Below are 19,170 nucleotides of genomic sequence, written 5' to 3'. Positions count from 1 at the left end.
TACCGAGGCATCAGCAAGATGCCATATTCGGAAATAAAAATCGAATTTCCTTTCTCAACCTCCTACTCCTTTATGCCTTTCAATAACACAGAACTCACATCTCATTGACCAACACCCAAAAATCCATCAAGATTACAAGAATACCCGGTAAGCGTAAAGCTCAGTCACTTTATTGCTGAGATATAAGCAGTAAACCAAAAAGTTTTTTCCTGAAGGGAGATCGCCAAATACTGTGTAGTATAAAATACTTTTTTATTCCCGATACTCTAATCAGCAGACATAGTATAGATAATAATTACTTATGATTAGCTGGTTAATAATTTCTTGACGCTAACCGGATGGAATATAAATGCTTTCAACGACTTGATATTTCCTCTGTAGGGCTTGAGATAAAAAGGCTAACATCTGTTTGAGTGTAAAAAGTGTGCGATAAATTAATCTACTACCTTTCCTTTTACGACTGATTTTGAGCCATAGTAGATTCACCCAGATGTTAATTAGAAGAAAGGATATTCCAATGAATAGTAATCTCAAGACTGGATTTTTGTTATTCGTCTTAATTCGACAAATATTTTTCAGACGATAACTAGTTTCAATGCCAAATCTTTTTCGATAATCTTGATAGATGTAATTTAAATTTGTTTTTACCTTATAAGCAACATAAACAAAATATTGAACTCCATGCTTTTTATGCTTTCCCTTTCTATATTTACAGACAACCCATAAATCAAATGTGACGAAATCATCTTTATCTCTTGTAATGGTATAGGTAGTTTTATAACTTTTTTTACCCTTGAGGAATTGTTTGATTCCTCCTTTTTTTCCAGTCTTGATAGCAGGCATAAGAAAGGGAATATCTAATGCCTGTAACCATATAATTACAGGAGTATTAAAAAATCCCCTATCCAAATAGAGTTTTTTTACATTTATTTTTAGGGATTCAAGTTCGGCTAATAAATAAGTAATTAAAGCCACACTAGTATCTAATTGGCGAACACCTCTTATTGCTAGAGTTACACGCTTATTATTACTAATAACATATAAAGTGGCATAGGCATAAAATGAATTAGTACCAGATTTAGCTTCACTTCGATATATGTAGGGTAATTCTGACGATGTTGGTTGACCATAATAACAAATTAAATTTAAATCAATCGCTATTTTTAAACACCGTTTTTTTAATCCTAAAGGAATTCGACTTTTTAATGCTTGATTGATTTGCGCTTCTAATTCCTCAAAATTGTTAATTTTATTGAGATGATATCTAATATCATTAGCTGTCGGAATATTTTTTAACAATTTAGCAGTGTTTTCAATACTATCTCCACTGCTGGCTGCTTTAACCAGAATCTCGAATAAAGTTTGTTGGTTACAGGCTCCTTGAGTTTCAATGGAAAAATTTTCTACTAAACACTGAATAACCTCATCAAGAGTTTCTGAGTCGGTTAAAACGAGTTCTTCTGTAGACTCGCCCCGCGTGGCTTTTGTTAGAGATGAAACAGTCAATTTTTTCAGCCAATATGCTACACACTACTTTCATCATTTCATATTTTGATCCAGTGCAAATTATGATAACTATTTCTTATATATTTGGTATTCTATAGTACATGAGTATCTGTCGTATTTTGTTAGTGATGCCTGCTGCGTCTGTAGCAATAGCGTCAGCACTCCGTAAAAATCACTCTTTGGGAAAAACTTTTTGGTTTACTGTTGAACCAAGAATCTCAGTGGATTTAGCCATTAGAGTGTCAACAAACACATAAACACAGGATTTAAACCCCTTATTACCGATTACTTCTTTCCCTAACCTGCATCAAGCAGAAAATATCACTCTTAGTTTTTGCCACATCCATATCATTGATCCAATAACTCAAAAAATACCCTGAATCCTTCATTTCATAACGCTTTCAGTTATTTTCACTCCCTCAAAAAAAATATTTATCAAACCCCTTGACAGAAAGAGAAAGGATTGTTATATTAGATGAGTGCCGAAAAGAGAAACAACTTCCGGCAACTGAACCGAGAAAAAATAATACTTTGAAAGAATAGATTAAACCAATCCTCGTCGTAAAGACAATTGAAAGAGGATTCGAGATTTTAACTAATTTCGGAGCCAACAAACTCGAAAGAAACAAAATGGAGAGTTTGATCCTGGCTCAGGATGAACGCTGGCGGTATGCTTAACACATGCAAGTCGAACGGTCTTTTCGGAGATAGTGGCGGACGGGTGAGTAACGCGTAAGAATCTACCTTCAGGTCGGGGACAACCACTGGAAACGGTGGCTAATACCGGATGTGCCGAGAGGTGAAAGGCTTGCTGCCTGAAGAAGAGCTTGCGTCTGATTAGCTAGTTGGTGGGGTAAGAGCCTACCAAGGCGACGATCAGTAGCTGGTCTGAGAGGATGATCAGCCACACTGGGACTGAGACACGGCCCAGACTCCTACGGGAGGCAGCAGTGGGGAATTTTCCGCAATGGGCGAAAGCCTGACGGAGCAATACCGCGTGAGGGAGGAAGGCTCTTGGGTTGTAAACCTCTTTTCTCAGGGAAGAACAGAATGACGGTACCTGAGGAATAAGCATCGGCTAACTCCGTGCCAGCAGCCGCGGTAATACGGAGGATGCAAGCGTTATCCGGAATGATTGGGCGTAAAGGGTCCGCAGGTGGCATAGTAAGTCTGCTGTTAAAGAGTCACGCTCAACGTGATAAGAGCAGTGGAAACTACAAAGCTAGAGTATGGTCGGGGCAGAGGGAATTCCTGGTGTAGCGGTGAAATGCGTAGATATCAGGAAGAACACCGGTGGCGAAGGCGCTCTGCTAGGCCAAAACTGACACTGAGGGACGAAAGCTAGGGGAGCGAATGGGATTAGATACCCCAGTAGTCCTAGCCGTAAACGATGGATACTAGGCGTAGCTCGTATCGACCCGAGCTGTGCCGTAGCTAACGCGTTAAGTATCCCGCCTGGGGAGTACGCAGGCAACTGTGAAACTCAAAGGAATTGACGGGGGCCCGCACAAGCGGTGGAGTATGTGGTTTAATTCGATGCAACGCGAAGAACCTTACCAAGGCTTGACATGTCACGAATCCTGTAGAAATATAGGAGTGCCTTAGGGAGCGTGAACACAGGTGGTGCATGGCTGTCGTCAGCTCGTGTCGTGAGATGTTGGGTTAAGTCCCGCAACGAGCGCAACCCTCGTTTTTAGTTGCCAGCATTAAGTTGGGCACTCTAGAGAGACTGCCGGTGACAAACCGGAGGAAGGTGGGGATGACGTCAAGTCAGCATGCCCCTTACGTCTTGGGCTACACACGTACTACAATGCTACGGACAAAGGGCAGCTACACAGCGATGTGATGCGAATCTCAGAAACCGTAGCTCAGTTCAGATCGAAGGCTGCAACTCGCCTTCGTGAAGGAGGAATCGCTAGTAATTGCAGGTCAGCATACTGCAGTGAATTCGTTCCCGGGCCTTGTACACACCGCCCGTCACACCATGGAAGTTGGTCACGCCCGAAGTCGTTACCCCAACCTTTTGGAGGGGGATGCCTAAGGTAGGACTGATGACTGGGGTGAAGTCGTAACAAGGTAGCCGTACCGGAAGGTGTGGCTGGATCACCTCCTTTTAGGGAGACCTAATCCATTTAGATTGTCGAGAGCAATGTCAATTGCTAATAGAAACTAAATTGGTCTAACCTAGGTCGGTCGAGATTGGTAGATATCTTTCAAAGTATTATTCGGCTTAGTTCAAAAATTGAATTTTGGATCATCACTGAATCAAAGTCAGCACCTAACCATAACAGTTAGACTGCTGGGTGAAATTCCAGCCAGAACCTTGAAAACTGCATAAGAGAAAGAGAAATAGCAGGCAGACACAGACATTGAATGGATGTGAAAGCAAACAAGAAAAAATTGTGGTCAAGCTAATAAGGGCTAATGGTGGATACCTAGGCACACAGAGGCGAAGAAGGACGTGGTTACCGACGAAATGTTCCGGGGAGTTGGAAGCAAACTATGAGCCGGAAATATCCGAATGGGGCAACCCTATGTACTACCTGTTGAATATATAGACAGGAAAGAGCCAACCCAGCGAACTGAAACATCTTAGTAGCTGGAGGAAGAGAAATCAAACTAGAGATTCCCTAAGTAGTGGTGAGCGAAAGGGGAAGAGCCTAAACCAAGGGATTTATCCTTTGGGGTCGTGGGACAGCAATATCGAATCACTGAGGTTAGACGAAACAGCTAAATACTGTACCAGAGGAAGTGAAAGTCTTGTAGTCAAAAACCAAAGGATAGTAGCTGAATCCCGAGTAGCATGGAGCACGAGGAATTCCATGTGAATCAGCGAGGACCACCTCGTAAGGCTAAATACTACTGTGTGACCGATAGTGAACAAGTACCGCGAGGGAAAGGTGAAAAGAACCCCGGAAGGGGAGTGAAATAGAACATGAAACCATAAGCTTACAAGCAGTGGGAGTCCGATTTAACGGATGACCGCGTGCCTGTTGAAGAATGAGCCGGCGACTTATAGGCACTGGTAGGTTAAAGCGAAAATGCTGGAGCCAAAGGGAAACCGAGTCTGAAGAGGGCGAAAATCAGTGTTTATAGACCCGAACCCTGGTGATCTAACCATGTCCAGGATGAAGCTTGGGTAACACCAAGTGGAGGTCCGAACCGACCGATGTTGAAAAATCGGCGGATGAGGTGTGGTTAGGGGTGAAATACCAATCGAACCAGGAGCTAGCTGGTTCTCCCCGAAATGTGTTGAGGCGCAGCGGTTGTGATTAAATCTGGGGGGTAAAGCACTGTTTCGGTGCGGGCTGGGAGACCGGTACCAAATCGAGACAAACTCAGAATACCCAGAGAACACACAGCCAGTGAGACAGTGGGGGATAAGCTTCATTGTCAAGAGGGAAACAGCCCAGACCACCAGCTAAGGTCCCCAAATCATCACTAAGTGATAAAGGAGGTGAGATTGCCTAGACAACTAGGAGGTTTGCCTAGAAGCAGCCACCCTTGAAAGAGTGCGTAATAGCTCACTAGTCAAGCGATCTTGCGCCGAAAATGAACGGGGCTAAGTGATGTACCGAAGCTGTGGGATTACTAAAAATAATCGGTAGGGGAGCGTTCCGTCGTAGGTAGAAGCAGTAGCGGCGAGCAGCTGTGGACGAAACGGAAGTGAGAATGTCGGCTTGAGTAGCGCAAATGTATGTGAGAATCATACACCCCGAAACCCTAAGGGTTCCAGAGCCAGGTTCGTCCACTCTGGGTTAGTCGGGACCTAAGGCGAGGCCGAAAGGCGTAGTCGATGGACAAAGTGTCAATAGTCACTTACTGTTCTGTGGGAGCATAGATAGGGACGCATGAAAGATAGCCATACCCTGATTGGTTTGGGAGGAGTTTACGAACTCCGAGTGGTGAAGGATAGTGCCAAGAAAAGCTATATATGTGATGAAGATAGAACACCCGTACCCGAAACCGACACAGGTAGGGAGGTTGAGAATACCAAGGGGCGCGAGATAACTCTCTCTAAGGAACTCGGCAAAATGGCCCCGTAACTTCGGAAGAAGGGGTGCCCACTGTATAAGTGGGTCGCAGTGAAGAGATCCAAGCGACTGTTTACCAAAAACACAGGTCTCCGCCAACTCGAAAGAGGACGTATGGGGGCTGACGCCTGCCCAGTGCCGGAAGGTTAAGGAAGCTGGTCAGCGAAAGTGAAGCTGGCGACCGAAGCCCCGGTGAACGGCGGCCGTAACTATAACGGTCCTAAGGTAGCGAAATTCCTTGTCGGGTAAGTTCCGACCCGCACGAAAGGCGTAACGATTTGGATGGTGTCTCAGAGAGAGACTCGGCGAAATAGGAATGTCTGTGAAGATACGGACTGCCTGCACCTGGACAGAAAGACCCTATGAAGCTTTACTGTAGTCTGGAATTGTGTTCGGGCTTCGCTTGCGCAGGATAGGTGGGAAGCGGTGAGTTATTCCTTTTGGGGAATAAGGAGCTAACGGTGAGATACCACTCTGGCGAAGCTAGAATTCTAACCCATCTCCGTCAGCCGGAGAGGGAACAGTTTCAGGTGGGCAGTTTGACTGGGGCGGTCGCCTCCTAAAAGGTAACGGAGGCGCGCAAAGGTTCCCTCAGCACGCTTGGAAACCGTGCGAAGAGTGTAAAGGCAGAAGGGAGCTTGACTGCAAGACCGACAAGTCGAGCAGGTACGAAAGTAGGCCTTAGTGATCCGACGGCGCAGAGTGGAATGGCCGTCGCTCAACGGATAAAAGTTACTCTAGGGATAACAGGCTGATCTCCCCCAAGAGTCCACATCGACGGGGAGGTTTGGCACCTCGATGTCGGCTCATCGCAACCTGGGGCGGAAGTACGTCCCAAGGGTTGGGCTGTTCGCCCATTAAAGCGGTACGTGAGCTGGGTTCAGAACGTCGTGAGACAGTTCGGTCCATATCCGGTGCAGGCGCAAGAGTATTGAGAGGAGTCCTCCTTAGTACGAGAGGACCGGGAGGAACGCACCGCTGGTGTACCAGTTATTGTACCAACAGTAAACGCTGGGTAGCCAAGTGCGGAGAGGATAACCGCTGAAAGCATCTAAGTGGGAAGCCCACCTCAAGATGAGTACTCTCACTACGTTTTGTAGGTAAGGTCACGGGCAGAACACCCGTTAATAGGCTCTAAGTGGAAGTGCAGTAATGTATGAAGCTGAGGGGTACTAATAGACCGAGGGCTTGACCTCTATTCAATTTGTTATTGTGATTTCTCTTTCTTAAATGCAGTCTTCAGGGTTGCTGTAATTACGAATTCCAAATTACGAATTACGAATTCCAAACTACGAATTCCAAATTACGAATTACGAATTACGAATTACGAATTAGCAACTACAGTCTTTCCTGGTGTCTATGGCGCGGTGGAACCACACTGATCCCTTCCCGAACTCAGAGGTGAAACGCTGCTGCGGCGACGATAGTTTGGGGGTAGCCCCACGTGAAAATAGCTCGATGCCAGGTTTAATAATTAACAACATTGCCTCCTCTATTAGTTTAGAGGGGGCTTTGTTTTGCTTATTAAGTACCTGATTAAAATTAATTGAAGATGAATAAGGTGTCAAGAAAAGGGATGTAACTAGTACCGCAAGGCGTAGTCAAAAGTCAAAAGCAATATTGGGCAAGCTTTTTGGCGATTAAGAATGGTTGATTTATTTACGCCGTGCTGTACTAGTTACTGCTCCTTGACTTCAATTATTTTTCTAGTCACAAAAAGCAAAGATAAACTAATAGATAAAATAACCGCAAAGGGAGTGACATAACTCCAGCGTCCGAACATTTTATCTAAAATATGCCAGGGAAGTATAAATAAACATAGATAGGCTAAATTGTGTATTTTTTTCCAATTTGTTTTAAGTTTTCTAATACAGCGCACAGTATACACAGAATGTAGATGATTGGGTAATGCAATATAAACCGCATCTATCAACCTGCTGGTCAGACATTCTTAATAATCTTCATAAGCATAAGTATGCTCAATGCCATACCGTTTACTGATTTCTTCACGCTTAATCGGATCATCGGAAACCAACGCCACTAATTCCGAATTATCAGCTTGAGTAAATGCAGGTAAAGCAGCTTGTTGAGCAAACCAACCCAAACCCACAACAGCGTAACGAATTTTGCGCTTTTCGGTTGTCATTTTTAGCCCCCTTGATGAAAACCTTGTTTTCCCGAAATCATGCTTTTACAGTGATGAAGTTTTTCAAGTATTCCATCGTACTGATGAGAGAGTTTTAATCATCCTTAACGCAGATTTATCATCAGTGCTAAATAAATTCTGTGGAGATATTTCATCGAACGTCTCGACAATTCATCCTGTTGTATGTCGAATGGCAGAAGAATTGAGCGCAAACATAAAGCTAATATTACTACAATCAGATGGGTAGATTTTCATTTACCTAAAAAGCGCAGCAGATATTAATCATTTACTCATTTCATCTGTCCCTAGAAATATCTAAACATCTATTACTCGATTTCGTTTTTTGTCCGAGTAGTAAATAGTTATTTGATAATGGCAATAAGCATAATCATTTCCGCAAGAGGTTTTTATTATCAACCGATTTAGCTATTTTTTTACTTAATTGAAGGAGAAAATCATGATTTTTTCAAATTTGGTAATGAATTTTTCGTGGAACTATTTACATTTAGGATTAGTACCAATAAAGACAACACCTAAAATTGTTACACCAGTAGCAGCGCCATTAATTTTTTCTAGTCCTAAATTTTTAGTGGCATTGCTATGTGGTTTAGTCATGGCATTTGCCTTTCAATTATTATTCACAAATCTTTCCGTAGCTGCGGGAATTTCGGCTTTAGGAACTGGTGCATATTCTGATGTGGATGATACACAAACATTAGGAGAAAGTATTCGCAAAGTAGAAGCCAAGATTGGGACTTGGGCAATTTTCTCTTCCAGTATTGCCTTATTCCTGGCTTGTTTTTTAGCAGTTAAACTCAGCTTAATTGAAAATGCCTTTTTGGGTGCAATTATCGCTGTAGTTATTTGGTCTGCTTACTTCACAGTAATCATGTGGCTAGGTTCTAATGCTGTCGGTTCTTTAATTGGTTCTTTTGTTAGCACTGTAAGTTCTGGTATTCAAGGTTTGCTGGGTACAGCTACTTCCGCTATTGGTGGAAATATCGCTCAAAAACAAATGATTTCTACGGCAGAAGAAATTAGTGCCGCAGTCCGTCGAGAATTAACTTCCGGTTTTGATGCTGAAAGTATTAAAAATACTTTGCAAACTTCTTTGAGTTCTTTAAAGTTACCACAGCTAGATATCAAAGAGATTAGAAATCAATTTGACCAATTGTTAAAAGATGTAGATTTGCGAGATATCGGTGATAGTAAATTTTTAGAAAATATCAATCGTCAGACTTTTGTTGATTTAATCAGCAGTCGGACAGATTTTTCTCAGAGAGATATCAATAAAATTGCTGACCAACTAGAAGCTGCTTGGAAGCAAGTTCTAAATCGCCAAAATACAACGGGAAAAGTCATTGATTTACTCAAGTCTGCGAGTCCAGAAGAATTAAAATCAGAAAAATTAGGTGCAAGACTGCAAGAATTGATCACGGTTGATGGTAATGGTAAGCAAAGCAATGGATCTCTAAAACAAGCTTTTCAATATGGTTTGGGTGCAGCAGGAACAGCAGTATTGGAGAGAGCTAATATTTCTGATCTGAATGTTCAAGAAATCACCACTGAATTGAAAAAAATTGGTAATAAAGTTCAAGATGTTGATGTCAATAAAATTATTGAGCAACTCAAACAGGTTGCTAACAAAACAACTGAACAAGCTACTAAATTAGCTGAAAAATTCTCCAACCAACCTGAGAATACTATCAAGGCTGATGTAGAAGAATATATCCTTAACTCTTTTCCTTGGCATTTTAATCGCTTAACAATTCAAGATGAATTTAGAGAAGTTATTTATGATTCTCATGCCAACCCCAGTGATGTCCGCCGTAATTTAGAAGCAATCAATCAAGGTTACTTTACTAATTTGCTGAATCAACGTGATGATATTGATGAAAACAAGCGGCGAGAAATTGCGGAACAATTAGAAAGCATTCGTCAAGAAGTATTACCAATTGTTCAACAAGCTGACCAACAGGAAAAAACACAACAACTTCGCAGTCAAATAGAAGACTATTTGCAAAATGCTCATAAAGAAGAACTAAATCCTGAAGGGATTGAGCGTAATTTTTCTGTGATGCTGGAAGACTCAGAAGCTAGTTTTGAAGAGTTACAAGAACGGTTGAATAGATTTAATCGGGATACATTTTTTCCCTTACTTCAACAACGTCACGATCTGAGCGAAGAGGAAGCTAGTAATATTATTGGTCAACTGGAAAGCACCCGTGATTATATAATTGATCAGGCTAGAGAATCAAAAGCACAAGCCAGAAATAAAGCTGATGAGTTGCGTCAAAGGGTAGAAGATTATCTGCGAAATACTAATAAGCAAGAACTGAATCCTGATGCGATTAAACGAGATTTTCAAGTGCTGTTAGAAGACCCACAAGCTGGAATAAATATTTTGCGTTCTCGCTTATCGCAATTTGATCAAGATACGTTGATGCAATTATTAAGTCAGCGTCAAGATTTAAGTGAAGAAGAAATTAACCAAACTTTATACGCTTTGGAAAGGGTAAAAGATAACATTCTGCAAGTACCGCAGAAAGTGACCGAAAAAGCGCAAGAACAATATGAACAAACAACAACAGCTATAGCTGAATATCTGAGGAATACTAACTTGGAAGAACTCAATCCTGAAGGGATTCAACGAGATTTACAACAGTTATTTAATGACCCCAAAGAAGGGGCTTTAGCATTACGTAATCGTCTTTCCCAATTTGACCGGGAAACATTAGTTAAATTGCTGGCTGGACGCGAAGATCTGAGTGAAAAACAAGTTAATCAAATCATTGATTCTGTGCAAGAAGCGATCGCTAATATTATTAAAGCACCGCAACGGTTAGCGCAACGCACGACCAAACAAGTGGCAGATTTTGAAGCAAATCTAGAAAATTACCTGCGTAATACCAACAAAGAAGAATTGAATCCAGAAGGGATCAAACGCGATTTGCAATTGTTATTATCTTCACCCCGCGCAGGTTTGGGGACTTTAAGCGATCGCATTTCCAAGTTCGACCGTTCTACATTAGTCGCTTTACTTTCCCAACGGGAGGATATTTCCGAAGCCGAAGCCAACAAAATTGTTGACCAAATTGAATCTGTGCGTGACTCCATAGTTCAACAATTCGAGCAAATTCAGCAAAAACTGCGATCGCTCGTTGAGAATATTTTTGGTAAAGTGCGCGACTATCTCAACTCCTTAAACCGTCCCGAACTCAATTATGAAGGTATTCAACATGATTTTGCCAAAATATTTGACGACCCCCAAGCCGGATTTGAAGCATTACGAGATCGTCTTTCTCAATTCGACCGTGATACTCTAGTTGCTCTCCTCAGTTCTCGTCCCGACATCTCCCCAGCACAAGCCAATCAGATTATCAATCGCGTAGAATCAGCGCGAGATCGGGTATTACACCAAGCAGAACGCATTCAGCAAGAAACCCAAAGAAGACTGCAAGTCATTAGAGAGCAAGCCAAGCAACAAGCAATTGATAGTAAAAAAGCCCTTGCGGACGCTGCCTGGTGGCTATTTAACGCCGCTGTCGTCTCTTTAGTTGCATCAACAATAGGTGGAGTTTTAGCTGTAATTACTCCAAATATGTTTGTTTAAAATTTCTGGAATTTATACCTCAAGCCTCTTCATGGAGAGGCTTTTCCCCTCAGATAACTCCACAGAATGATTGATCCTATAATAATAAAAAATAAATATTAATTAACGTGAGTTCGACGAAAATAATTTGACCTCTCCCTAACCCTCTCCTAAGAGGAGCTACGGTGTACACACAAGTCTTAAAATTCCCCCTATGACTTGGTTTCGTTATCTAATTTTACGCTGTGCGATAGCGTTCGCGTCTTGAAGAGATAGCGCGACCTAGGAATCGCTCTGTAAGTCTTTCATTGCCTTCCCATAGCGTCTCCCACAGAGGAGGAATAACGAAGCGATCACAAAAACCACGGGATTATGTGATTACTTGCGCTCGTAATGACAATTTCAGGGGTCTATAACGCCTGAAACCCTTGCAGATACCACTTGTGTGTACACCGTAGCCTAAGAGGAGAGGGAAAAGGAATAACATTTAATACTGGAGAGGCTTAAAACTCTGATTTTATGCTGCTAAAAACAAACTAATATGCCCCTCTCCGCGTCGGAGAGGGGTTGGGGTGAGGTTCAATGACTCCTACGTCGTCACGCTACGCTATCGAATTCACGTTAATTATTATTGGCTCTAACGCAATATTTTGATATTGTTTACTAATCCAAACCTATCGTTTTTTACTGAAACGGTGCGTCAAATTTGTTAATTCATCATCTAATTGTTAAATTAACTTTTGACGCACCCTACAAGTTGCTATTTTGTTATCTTCTTTCTAGGAAACCAATCATCTAAAATGGCGTAAAATACGGGGACAACAAACAAGCTGAGAATAGTCGAACTGACCAAACCACCGGCTATAGATACAGCCATAGGCGATCGCAATTCTGAACCCGCACCTAAACCCAAAGCAATAGGAACCATTCCCAAAATTGTCGCCGCAGTTGTCATCATAATGGGACGCAAACGGACAGGTCCAGCTTGGAGAATTGCCTCAGTTCTTTCTAGTCCAGAATCCCTTAATTGGTTAATGTAATCTACGATTAAGATGGCATTTTTGTTAGTAATCCCCAGCAAAAATACAAAACCAATTAGAGATATCATCCCAAAATCACTTTTTGTAAATAGCAGCGCCAACAAAGCTCCCACAATTGCTAAAGGTAAAGAAAGACCAATAACTATGGGATCTACCCAACTTTTAAACAACCAAATCAACACCACAATAATACAAAGTGCTGATAATCCCAAAGTTGTGCCGAAACTGCCAAAAACCTCATTTTGACGGGCAGAATCTCCTCCCAAGTTTAAAGAAACACCCGCAGGAATTACCGCTTTGGCTTCCGCTACTACCTGATCAGTTGCATCACCCAAAGTTAAATTTTGACCCAGGTTAGCGCCGATATAAGCTACGCGCTGATTATTTAAACGTTCAATGTGGAAAATAGTATCTTGTTGCACAGATGCACCTGTAATAGTCACATCCACAAACCCTGATATTTTCTCAATTCGGGCTTTTACTGCTTTAGCTGCTGTCGTCAAAGCTCTGAGATTATTACCTTGTAAAGCTATTTGCAAAGGTTTTTGTCCACCGGTGTCTACAAATTGAATATCTTCTACACTTGTGATTACACCCGCTAATTTTGGCAAAGCAGCGCGGAGTTGCTCTTGTACTTCCGCAGTTTTCAATTCTCGCTCTGCTTTGAGCTTAACGTATAGCGTTCCTTTATTTGGCTCACCTTCACGAGAACCGACAGTAGTAAACACCGTTGCCACTGCGGGGGACTTCCTCACTACTTCTTCCAGTTTCTTAGCAACATCCAAAGAATAGTTTAAAGGATTAGGAATAGGAATAGAAGATGATGAAGCAGCTAAAGCCGCAGCAGACAAAGACGAATTTGCTAATTTATCTTTTTGTCCCGCTTGTCCTGGTTGTCCTCCTGGTTTTTGTAGTCCTGCTGGCCCCGCTTGTCCAAGATTCCGAGGAAAATTAGGTAAGGGAGCAGTATAGACAATATTAAATTCTCCTCGATCAAGTTTGGGAATAAACCCTTTGGGAATTAGGGGAATCAGGGCTAAACCAGCTATTAAACTACCAACTGCCAAGCCGACAACTATCAAGCGGTGCTGCAATGACCAGGCTAACAAGTTACGGTAAGCTTGATCAAATTCTAACCAAATTTTACTTTGCTTTGGAGGAGAATTAGATGGTTTGGCTTTGAGCCAGTAAATAGCTAAGACGGGTGATAAGGTTCGGGCTACTAATAAAGATGTCAGCATAGCAGCGGAAACTGTAATCCCAAAGGGTTTGAAAAATTGACCAATGACTCCGCCCATTAAACCAATAGGCAAGAATACCGCTACCGCTGTAAAAGTGGCTGCAGTGACAGTTAAACCAATTTCATTAGTGGCTATAAAAGCAGCTTCGCGGGGGGTTTTTCCTTTTTCTATATGCCGCATGATGTTTTCGACATCAACGATCGCATCATCTACTATCGAGCCAATAACTAAAGCTAAGGCTAACAGGGTGATGGTTTCTAGGTTAAAGCCATATATCGCCATGACGATAAATGTCCCTAACAAAGATATGGGAATTGCTAAGGCAGAAATTAGGGTAGCTTGCCAATTCCATAAAAAGGGAAAGATGACGACAATTGATAAAATTATCGCTTCGATCAGTGCATCTATGGTGGAATGGGTGGCGTTGTGAATATATTCAGCTTGGGTAGCAGCTAAGGTGAGGGTGACATCTTTTAAGCTCAACCTTAGCTGTTGTACTTCTTTTTCTACCCGACTGACTACTTCTAGGGTGTTGGCATTACCTTTTTTAATTACTTGAAAGGCTAAAGCCTGTTTACCATTGAATCTTACTAAAGTGCCCGCTGAGGGTAATAAAACATTCCTCCTTCTTTCTTCTTCCTGCTGAGTGCTATGCGGGGAAACTCCGCCCCTACGCTCCTGACTCCTGCTGTTGCCATCTCCTAAAAGAGAGACTTTGAGGACTCCTGGTAATTTAGCGATCGCTGGGACAATTTTCTCTTTTGCTAGTTGCTGTAAATTATCAATCTTCCCAGTAGCACTTTCAATGGCATAGCTAACAGCCGCTGATTCGTTCAGATTCAAAGGGATGATTTTCTTAGTGGCATTCTTGGGTAGATTTAATTGATTGACAATTTGAGAAATTTTGTTAGTCGCAGTCTCTAAATTTGTCCCCACCACAAAAGAGGAAATTACAGCGGTTTGACCAGGATAAGTTGATGAACGAATATCCTCAAGTCCTTCCAGTGATTTGAGACTTTCCTCCAGTGGTTTAGTTAGTTTTTCTTCCGTATCTAGGGCAGAGGTTAAAGGTGCTTGGGCATTTACCACCACTACCGGAAAGGTGATGTCTGGAAATAAGGCATATTTGAGGGAACTGAATGCAAGCCAACCAGCTACCGCTATACCTATCCAAAAACACACCGTCAACCTAGAAAACTTAATCGCCAATTTGGAAATATTGAAGCTTTCGCGTTTAGATTGTGAGTTATTGGTCTGTACCATCTGATAAAATTATTATCTTAGTCATTGGTCATTAGTCATTAGTTGTCGGTCTTTTGATCACTGACAACTGACAGGTTAGTATAGAACTTCTAGGATAACAATGGTTACGATCTTAGTCCCCCAGGGAGCAGAATATCAAGCCGTCTGTCGCGGATTAAGTCGCGTCCCCAGTTCCCCAGCCAAGGTATTAGCGATACCAATGGGAATTGAACCAGTGCGGAAATATTTACAACAATTCACCCATAATCAAGCAAATCGGATGCTGATGATGGGTTTATGCGGTAGCTTGAGCCAAAAATATCAAGTTGGAGATATTGTTTTATATCAAAATTGTCTTTATCAAGGAAATCTGCAAGAGGGTGATAATTCCTTTACCGTAGATATACATAATAAACTTGGAGATCATGTATCTTTAGTCAAAGGGTTAACGAGCGATCGCATCCTAAGTAAAGCCACAGAAAAACACCAGTTACAAGAACAATCCGGCACTGACGTTGTAGATATGGAAGGATACCCTTTTCTAGAATTTTTTCATCAATCATCTGACGCAGTTTCTCCACAGGTACAAGTAGCCATCCTGCGAGTAGTTAGCGATGATGTTCACCATGACATCCCCAATATCACATCAGCCATTGGTGCAGACGGTTCATTACAACCTTTACCCTTAGCTTGGGAATTCATCCGTCAACCCCTAGCAGCGACTCGATTAATTACAGGTTCATTAAAAGGACTCAAAACTTTAACAGCAGTCACACAATTATTATTTACCCCTTAAACCCTAAAATGAACAACAATATCCCCGACTTCTCTAAGAAATCGGGGATCTGATGCTGATGAATATCGTTTACGCTACAGCCAAATTGACTTTAATAATTACATCATTAAAATCTTTGTCACCACCACCGCGTAAATCTTCAAAACCAAAGGTATTATCACCTAACATCCGCACATGATCTACACCATCTGAGTTCGCACCCAAGAAAGTAAAGTAAATATCTGGATTATTATTAGGATTACTATCAACTAGGGCATCAGGTGTACCATTCGCCACAAGAAATGGTACATAGATAAAGCCACCTTGAAGAGTATTATTGAAATTGGCGGTTCCACCGTTGTTCACAGCTAAATTAATGTCAGAAACACGACCATTAATAGCTGCTTGAACATAACCACTTTGTCCTGGAAGGATATCAGCCGTACCATCACCATTGGTATCAATACCGCCGTTTTCATCAACTACGCGATAAAAACCAATGAAATTGTTGTAACTTGCTTCTCTGTTAACCGTAAAATTAGCGGTTACTGCACCAGTAATACCCCGTAAATCGAGGGATTCCCCTTGTGGTTTACTTTGCAAAGCTGTACCCAAAGGTATAGATTTATCATTTGCTTGAATCTGGACTTGCAAATCATCGAACCCAGTTGGATTACCAGAACCATCTTCCCAATTTAGAGAGAAACCATTAGACCCCAAGTCTGTAATTTTTACAGTAGAAGGGTTAGCAAAGAGAACATTGCCAATGGGTGTGTTCTTATTCAGTACAGAATCGGTTGAACCATCTTTTACTAAATAGAATCTCAAATTGTCATTGGAGTTAAACTCTAATAACCTACCGAGGCTAGTGAGATCAAATCCAGCAGGAAGATTAGTAATAGTAGAGAAAATTATCTGACCTTTTGCTAATGCTTTTTCTGCATAACCAGGTTCACCTGGAACAATTCCATCTATTTTACCAGACGCATCATCAACAGTAAATACTCCTATTTCATAGAAACCATTAAAATTGAATCCTGTCAATTTTACTTCTAGTGTCACTTTGCCGTCGTTGTCTTTGATATTAAAGACATTATCACTAATTAGTGAGAGGGAATCGTTAACGTTAACAGTGCCAGTGTCAGTTCCCGTGTCAGTTCCCGTGTCAGTTCCCGTGTCAGTTCCCGTGTCAGTGCCAGTGTCAGTTCCCGTGTCAGTTCCCGTGTCAGTGCCAGTGTCAGTGCCAGTGTCAGTTCCCGTGTCAGTTCCCGTGTCAGTTCCCGTGTCAGTTCCCGTGTCAGTTCCCGTGTCAGTTCCCGTGTCAGTGCCAAGCCGCACATAGACTGTCCCTGATCCAGGTGCGCCAATAATTAAATCGTTAACACCGTCACCATTAATATCTCCATTACTGATCGAGTTACCTAACTTATCACCTATAGAAGCACCGTCAATTATAAAGCCATTTTGACTGTCGGGACTTTCGAGACTTGAGAGTTCAAAGGTAGGAGCAAAGTCTTCCTCTGTGCCATAAATGACGTAGGCTTGTCCAATATTATTATTAGCATTTTTTGCCCCAATGATGATGTCATCAATGTCATCATCGTTAATATCCTCAGCATCACTGACATACCAATCGGAGTTATCAAGGGTTGAAATACCATTGATGGTAAAGCCATTGCTACCATCAAGGTCAGAAAGATTGATGCTAGAACCAAAATCTTCTTTGCCAAAGACCACATAGCCTTTGCCTTTCCCACCAATAATCAAGTCTCGGATGCCGTCACCGTTGATATCCCCAGCTTTGCTAACAGAGAGTCCTGATTGATCACCATCTTGTCCGTTGATGACAAAGCCATCGCTGCTACTGAGGTTATAAATGTTAATAATATCATCAGTAAAGGGATTGTCATTGCTACGCCCATAAATGACATAACTGCTGCCAGAATTGTTACCATTGGGATTTGCATAGGGCGCACCAATGATGAGGTCATCAATTCCATCACCGTTGATATCCCCAGCGTCACTGACAGAATAACCTAAGCTATTGTTGTCATCACTTGGGTTATCCGGGTTATAGCTGTAGATAATCAAACCGTCATCAAGCCCAAAGTTTGGGTCGTCGAGGTTTAGGGTTGAGTCAAAATTCTCTTTCCCAAAGATGATATAGCTTTCACCTATAGTCCCTGATCCATTATCACCAGGATTAGTTGCGCCAATTAATAGGTCTTTGATGCCATCACCATTGATATCGCCAGCGGCACTAACAGCCCAACCGGCATTACTACTAAAATCACTGCCTTGAATATTAAAGCCCTTACTGCCAAGGTTGGAGAGTTCGATGGGATTGCTAAAATAGTTGGGGTCTTCACTGCCAAATAAGACATAAGCAGAACCGTGACTATTCTCATCTGCACCAGGTGCGCCAATGCCTAGGTCATCAACATTATCACCATTAATATCCCCAATATTCCTAACAGAATAGCCGAAGTTATCACCCGCGTTAGGCCCATTGATCACAAAGCCTTTAGTGTTATCGAGGCTAGAGACATCTATGGTTCGATTAAGTGAATCTCTTTCACCAAAGACTACATAGGTTTTTCCGGCGTTGCTTTTGTTATTAGGATCGCTCGAAGGTGAGCCAATGACGATATCTTCAATTCCATCACCGTTAATATCAACAGCACTAACTGAGTAGCCGAACTCATCGCTACTCAAACCCTTGATAGTAAAGCCGTTGTTGTTGGATATGGGAGTGGAAGTGGGTATAATCTCACCACTTACAGGATCGATAACAATAGTCTCGCCAGTTACAGGATCTATACCGATCAAAAATAACTCTTCATCTTCGCTGCCGGAATTAGGATCTGGTAGGGCTGCTTCAAATGGGATCTCCTCAACTGGGGTATTTTCACTTGTTATGATCGATGGATTGCTGCTATCTTCAGTTGTGGTGGCAATAAGATTAGAATCTTGTTCTGTTGATGGATTGCTGCTATCTTCAGTTGTGGTGGCAATAAGATTAGAATCTTGTTCTGTTGATGAATTGCTGCTATCTTCAGTAATAAGATTAGAATCTTGTTCTGTTGATGGAACGCTGCCATCAGGACTGCCATCAGTGGAATCTGGGATTACATATGAAGTGGGGATAGAATCTGTTGTGGTGTCCATAATGATGTAGTGTTATTAGTTTTTTTCAATGATTGACAAATTTCGGTTACAGCAAAGCTGGTGTAATAGGTAGTTCCACGCTAGTTACACAAGTATTTGCTATAAATCTGCGTTGAGAAATAGCTCTAGGCTGTAGTTGAGTGGCTAGAGTGTTGGTGATAGTATGGACAGAATTTCATACCCCTGGGGTAAATATGCGTGGTTGCCCCTAAGCTTGAGTCGTTAGAGTAACTTTTGATGGAAATAGGGAATAGTAGTTAATACCCTGGGATGATGAGACTTCCCTGGCTTGTAGTTGAGTAGCCAGAGTTGATGTAGATAATTTTTTTGGATGGTCAGATCCGGTTAGTTTCTATGCCAGATCAAACTCTCTTTATATCCATATTTGTGTACCCAATTTTTCACCTCATATAATCAAATCCAGGT

5 protein-coding genes, 3 rRNA genes and 1 pseudogene are annotated in these 19,170 nt (G+C 41.9%); 5 read left to right on the top strand and 4 right to left on the bottom strand.

The annotated features are described in order from the left end of the window. Positions 1–330: 330 nt before the first annotated feature. A complete protein-coding gene (locus CA730_RS11560) occupies positions 331–1,506 on the bottom strand; it encodes an ISH3 family transposase (protein WP_096667389.1) in 1,176 nt (391 codons plus the stop codon). Between the two features lie 627 nt (positions 1,507–2,133). Between CA730_RS11560 and CA730_RS11555 the strand changes: the two genes are divergently transcribed. The 3 genes from CA730_RS11555 (at position 2,134) to rrf (ending at position 7,007) form a co-directional block, all read left to right on the top strand. Beyond that, positions 2,134–3,620, top strand: a 16S ribosomal RNA gene (locus CA730_RS11555). A 290-nt stretch (positions 3,621–3,910) separates the two neighbouring features. Further along, positions 3,911–6,736, top strand: a 23S ribosomal RNA gene (locus CA730_RS11550). Between the two features lie 153 nt (positions 6,737–6,889). Beyond that, positions 6,890–7,007: ribosomal RNA gene (gene rrf / locus CA730_RS11545) — 5S ribosomal RNA — on the top strand. The 16S, 23S and 5S rRNA genes sit together here, the layout of an rRNA operon. A gap of 406 nt (positions 7,008–7,413) precedes the next feature. On the opposite strand, the pseudogene CA730_RS24880 reads toward rrf, so the two are convergent. Then, a pseudogene (locus CA730_RS24880) lies at positions 7,414–7,686 on the bottom strand (Gfo/Idh/MocA family protein); the annotation flags it as partial. Between the two features lie 457 nt (positions 7,687–8,143). Here CA730_RS24880 and CA730_RS11530 point away from each other — a divergent pair. Continuing rightward, the gene (locus CA730_RS11530; protein ID WP_096667387.1) at positions 8,144–11,299 is read left to right on the top strand and encodes a hypothetical protein; all 3,156 of its coding nucleotides are present in this window, start codon (positions 8,144–8,146) and stop codon (positions 11,297–11,299) included. Between the two features lie 739 nt (positions 11,300–12,038). On the opposite strand, the gene CA730_RS11525 is transcribed toward CA730_RS11530, so the two are convergent. Continuing rightward, positions 12,039–14,822: an efflux RND transporter permease subunit gene (locus CA730_RS11525; RefSeq protein ID WP_096667385.1), complete on the bottom strand. Its 2,784-nt coding sequence runs from the start codon at positions 14,820–14,822 to the stop codon at positions 12,039–12,041. 100 nt (positions 14,823–14,922) lie between these two features. On the opposite strand from CA730_RS11525, the gene CA730_RS11520 reads away from it, so the two are divergent. Further along, entirely contained in the window at positions 14,923–15,597 is a 675-nt protein-coding gene (locus CA730_RS11520; RefSeq protein ID WP_096667383.1) for a 5'-methylthioadenosine/S-adenosylhomocysteine nucleosidase family protein, read from the top strand. Between the two features lie 69 nt (positions 15,598–15,666). Here the strand turns inward: CA730_RS11520 and CA730_RS24335 are convergent, their stop codons facing one another. After that, positions 15,667–18,744: a DUF4114 domain-containing protein gene (locus CA730_RS24335; RefSeq protein WP_157749960.1), complete on the bottom strand. Its 3,078-nt coding sequence runs from the start codon at positions 18,742–18,744 to the stop codon at positions 15,667–15,669. Positions 18,745–19,170: the final 426 nt, after the last annotated feature.

It is taken from the genome of Dolichospermum compactum NIES-806, assembly GCF_002368115.1.
Taxonomy (GTDB): domain Bacteria; phylum Cyanobacteriota; class Cyanobacteriia; order Cyanobacteriales; family Nostocaceae; genus Dolichospermum; species Dolichospermum compactum.
The sequence above is the reverse complement of the archived record's forward strand: the minus strand, read 5'-3'. Positions and strand labels throughout refer to the sequence as shown.

What these genes read in the sequence shown, in the direction of transcription:
- CA730_RS11530 (WP_096667387.1), top strand. Translation starts at nt 8,144, where the DNA reads ATGATTTTTTCAAATTTGGTAATGAATTTTTCGTGGAACTATTTACAT.
- CA730_RS11525 (WP_096667385.1), bottom strand. Translation starts at nt 14,822, where the DNA reads ATGGTACAGACCAATAACTCACAATCTAAACGCGAAAGCTTCAATATT.
- CA730_RS11520 (WP_096667383.1), top strand. Translation starts at nt 14,923, where the DNA reads ATGGTTACGATCTTAGTCCCCCAGGGAGCAGAATATCAAGCCGTCTGT.
- CA730_RS24335 (WP_157749960.1), bottom strand. Translation starts at nt 18,744, where the DNA reads ATGGACACCACAACAGATTCTATCCCCACTTCATATGTAATCCCAGAT.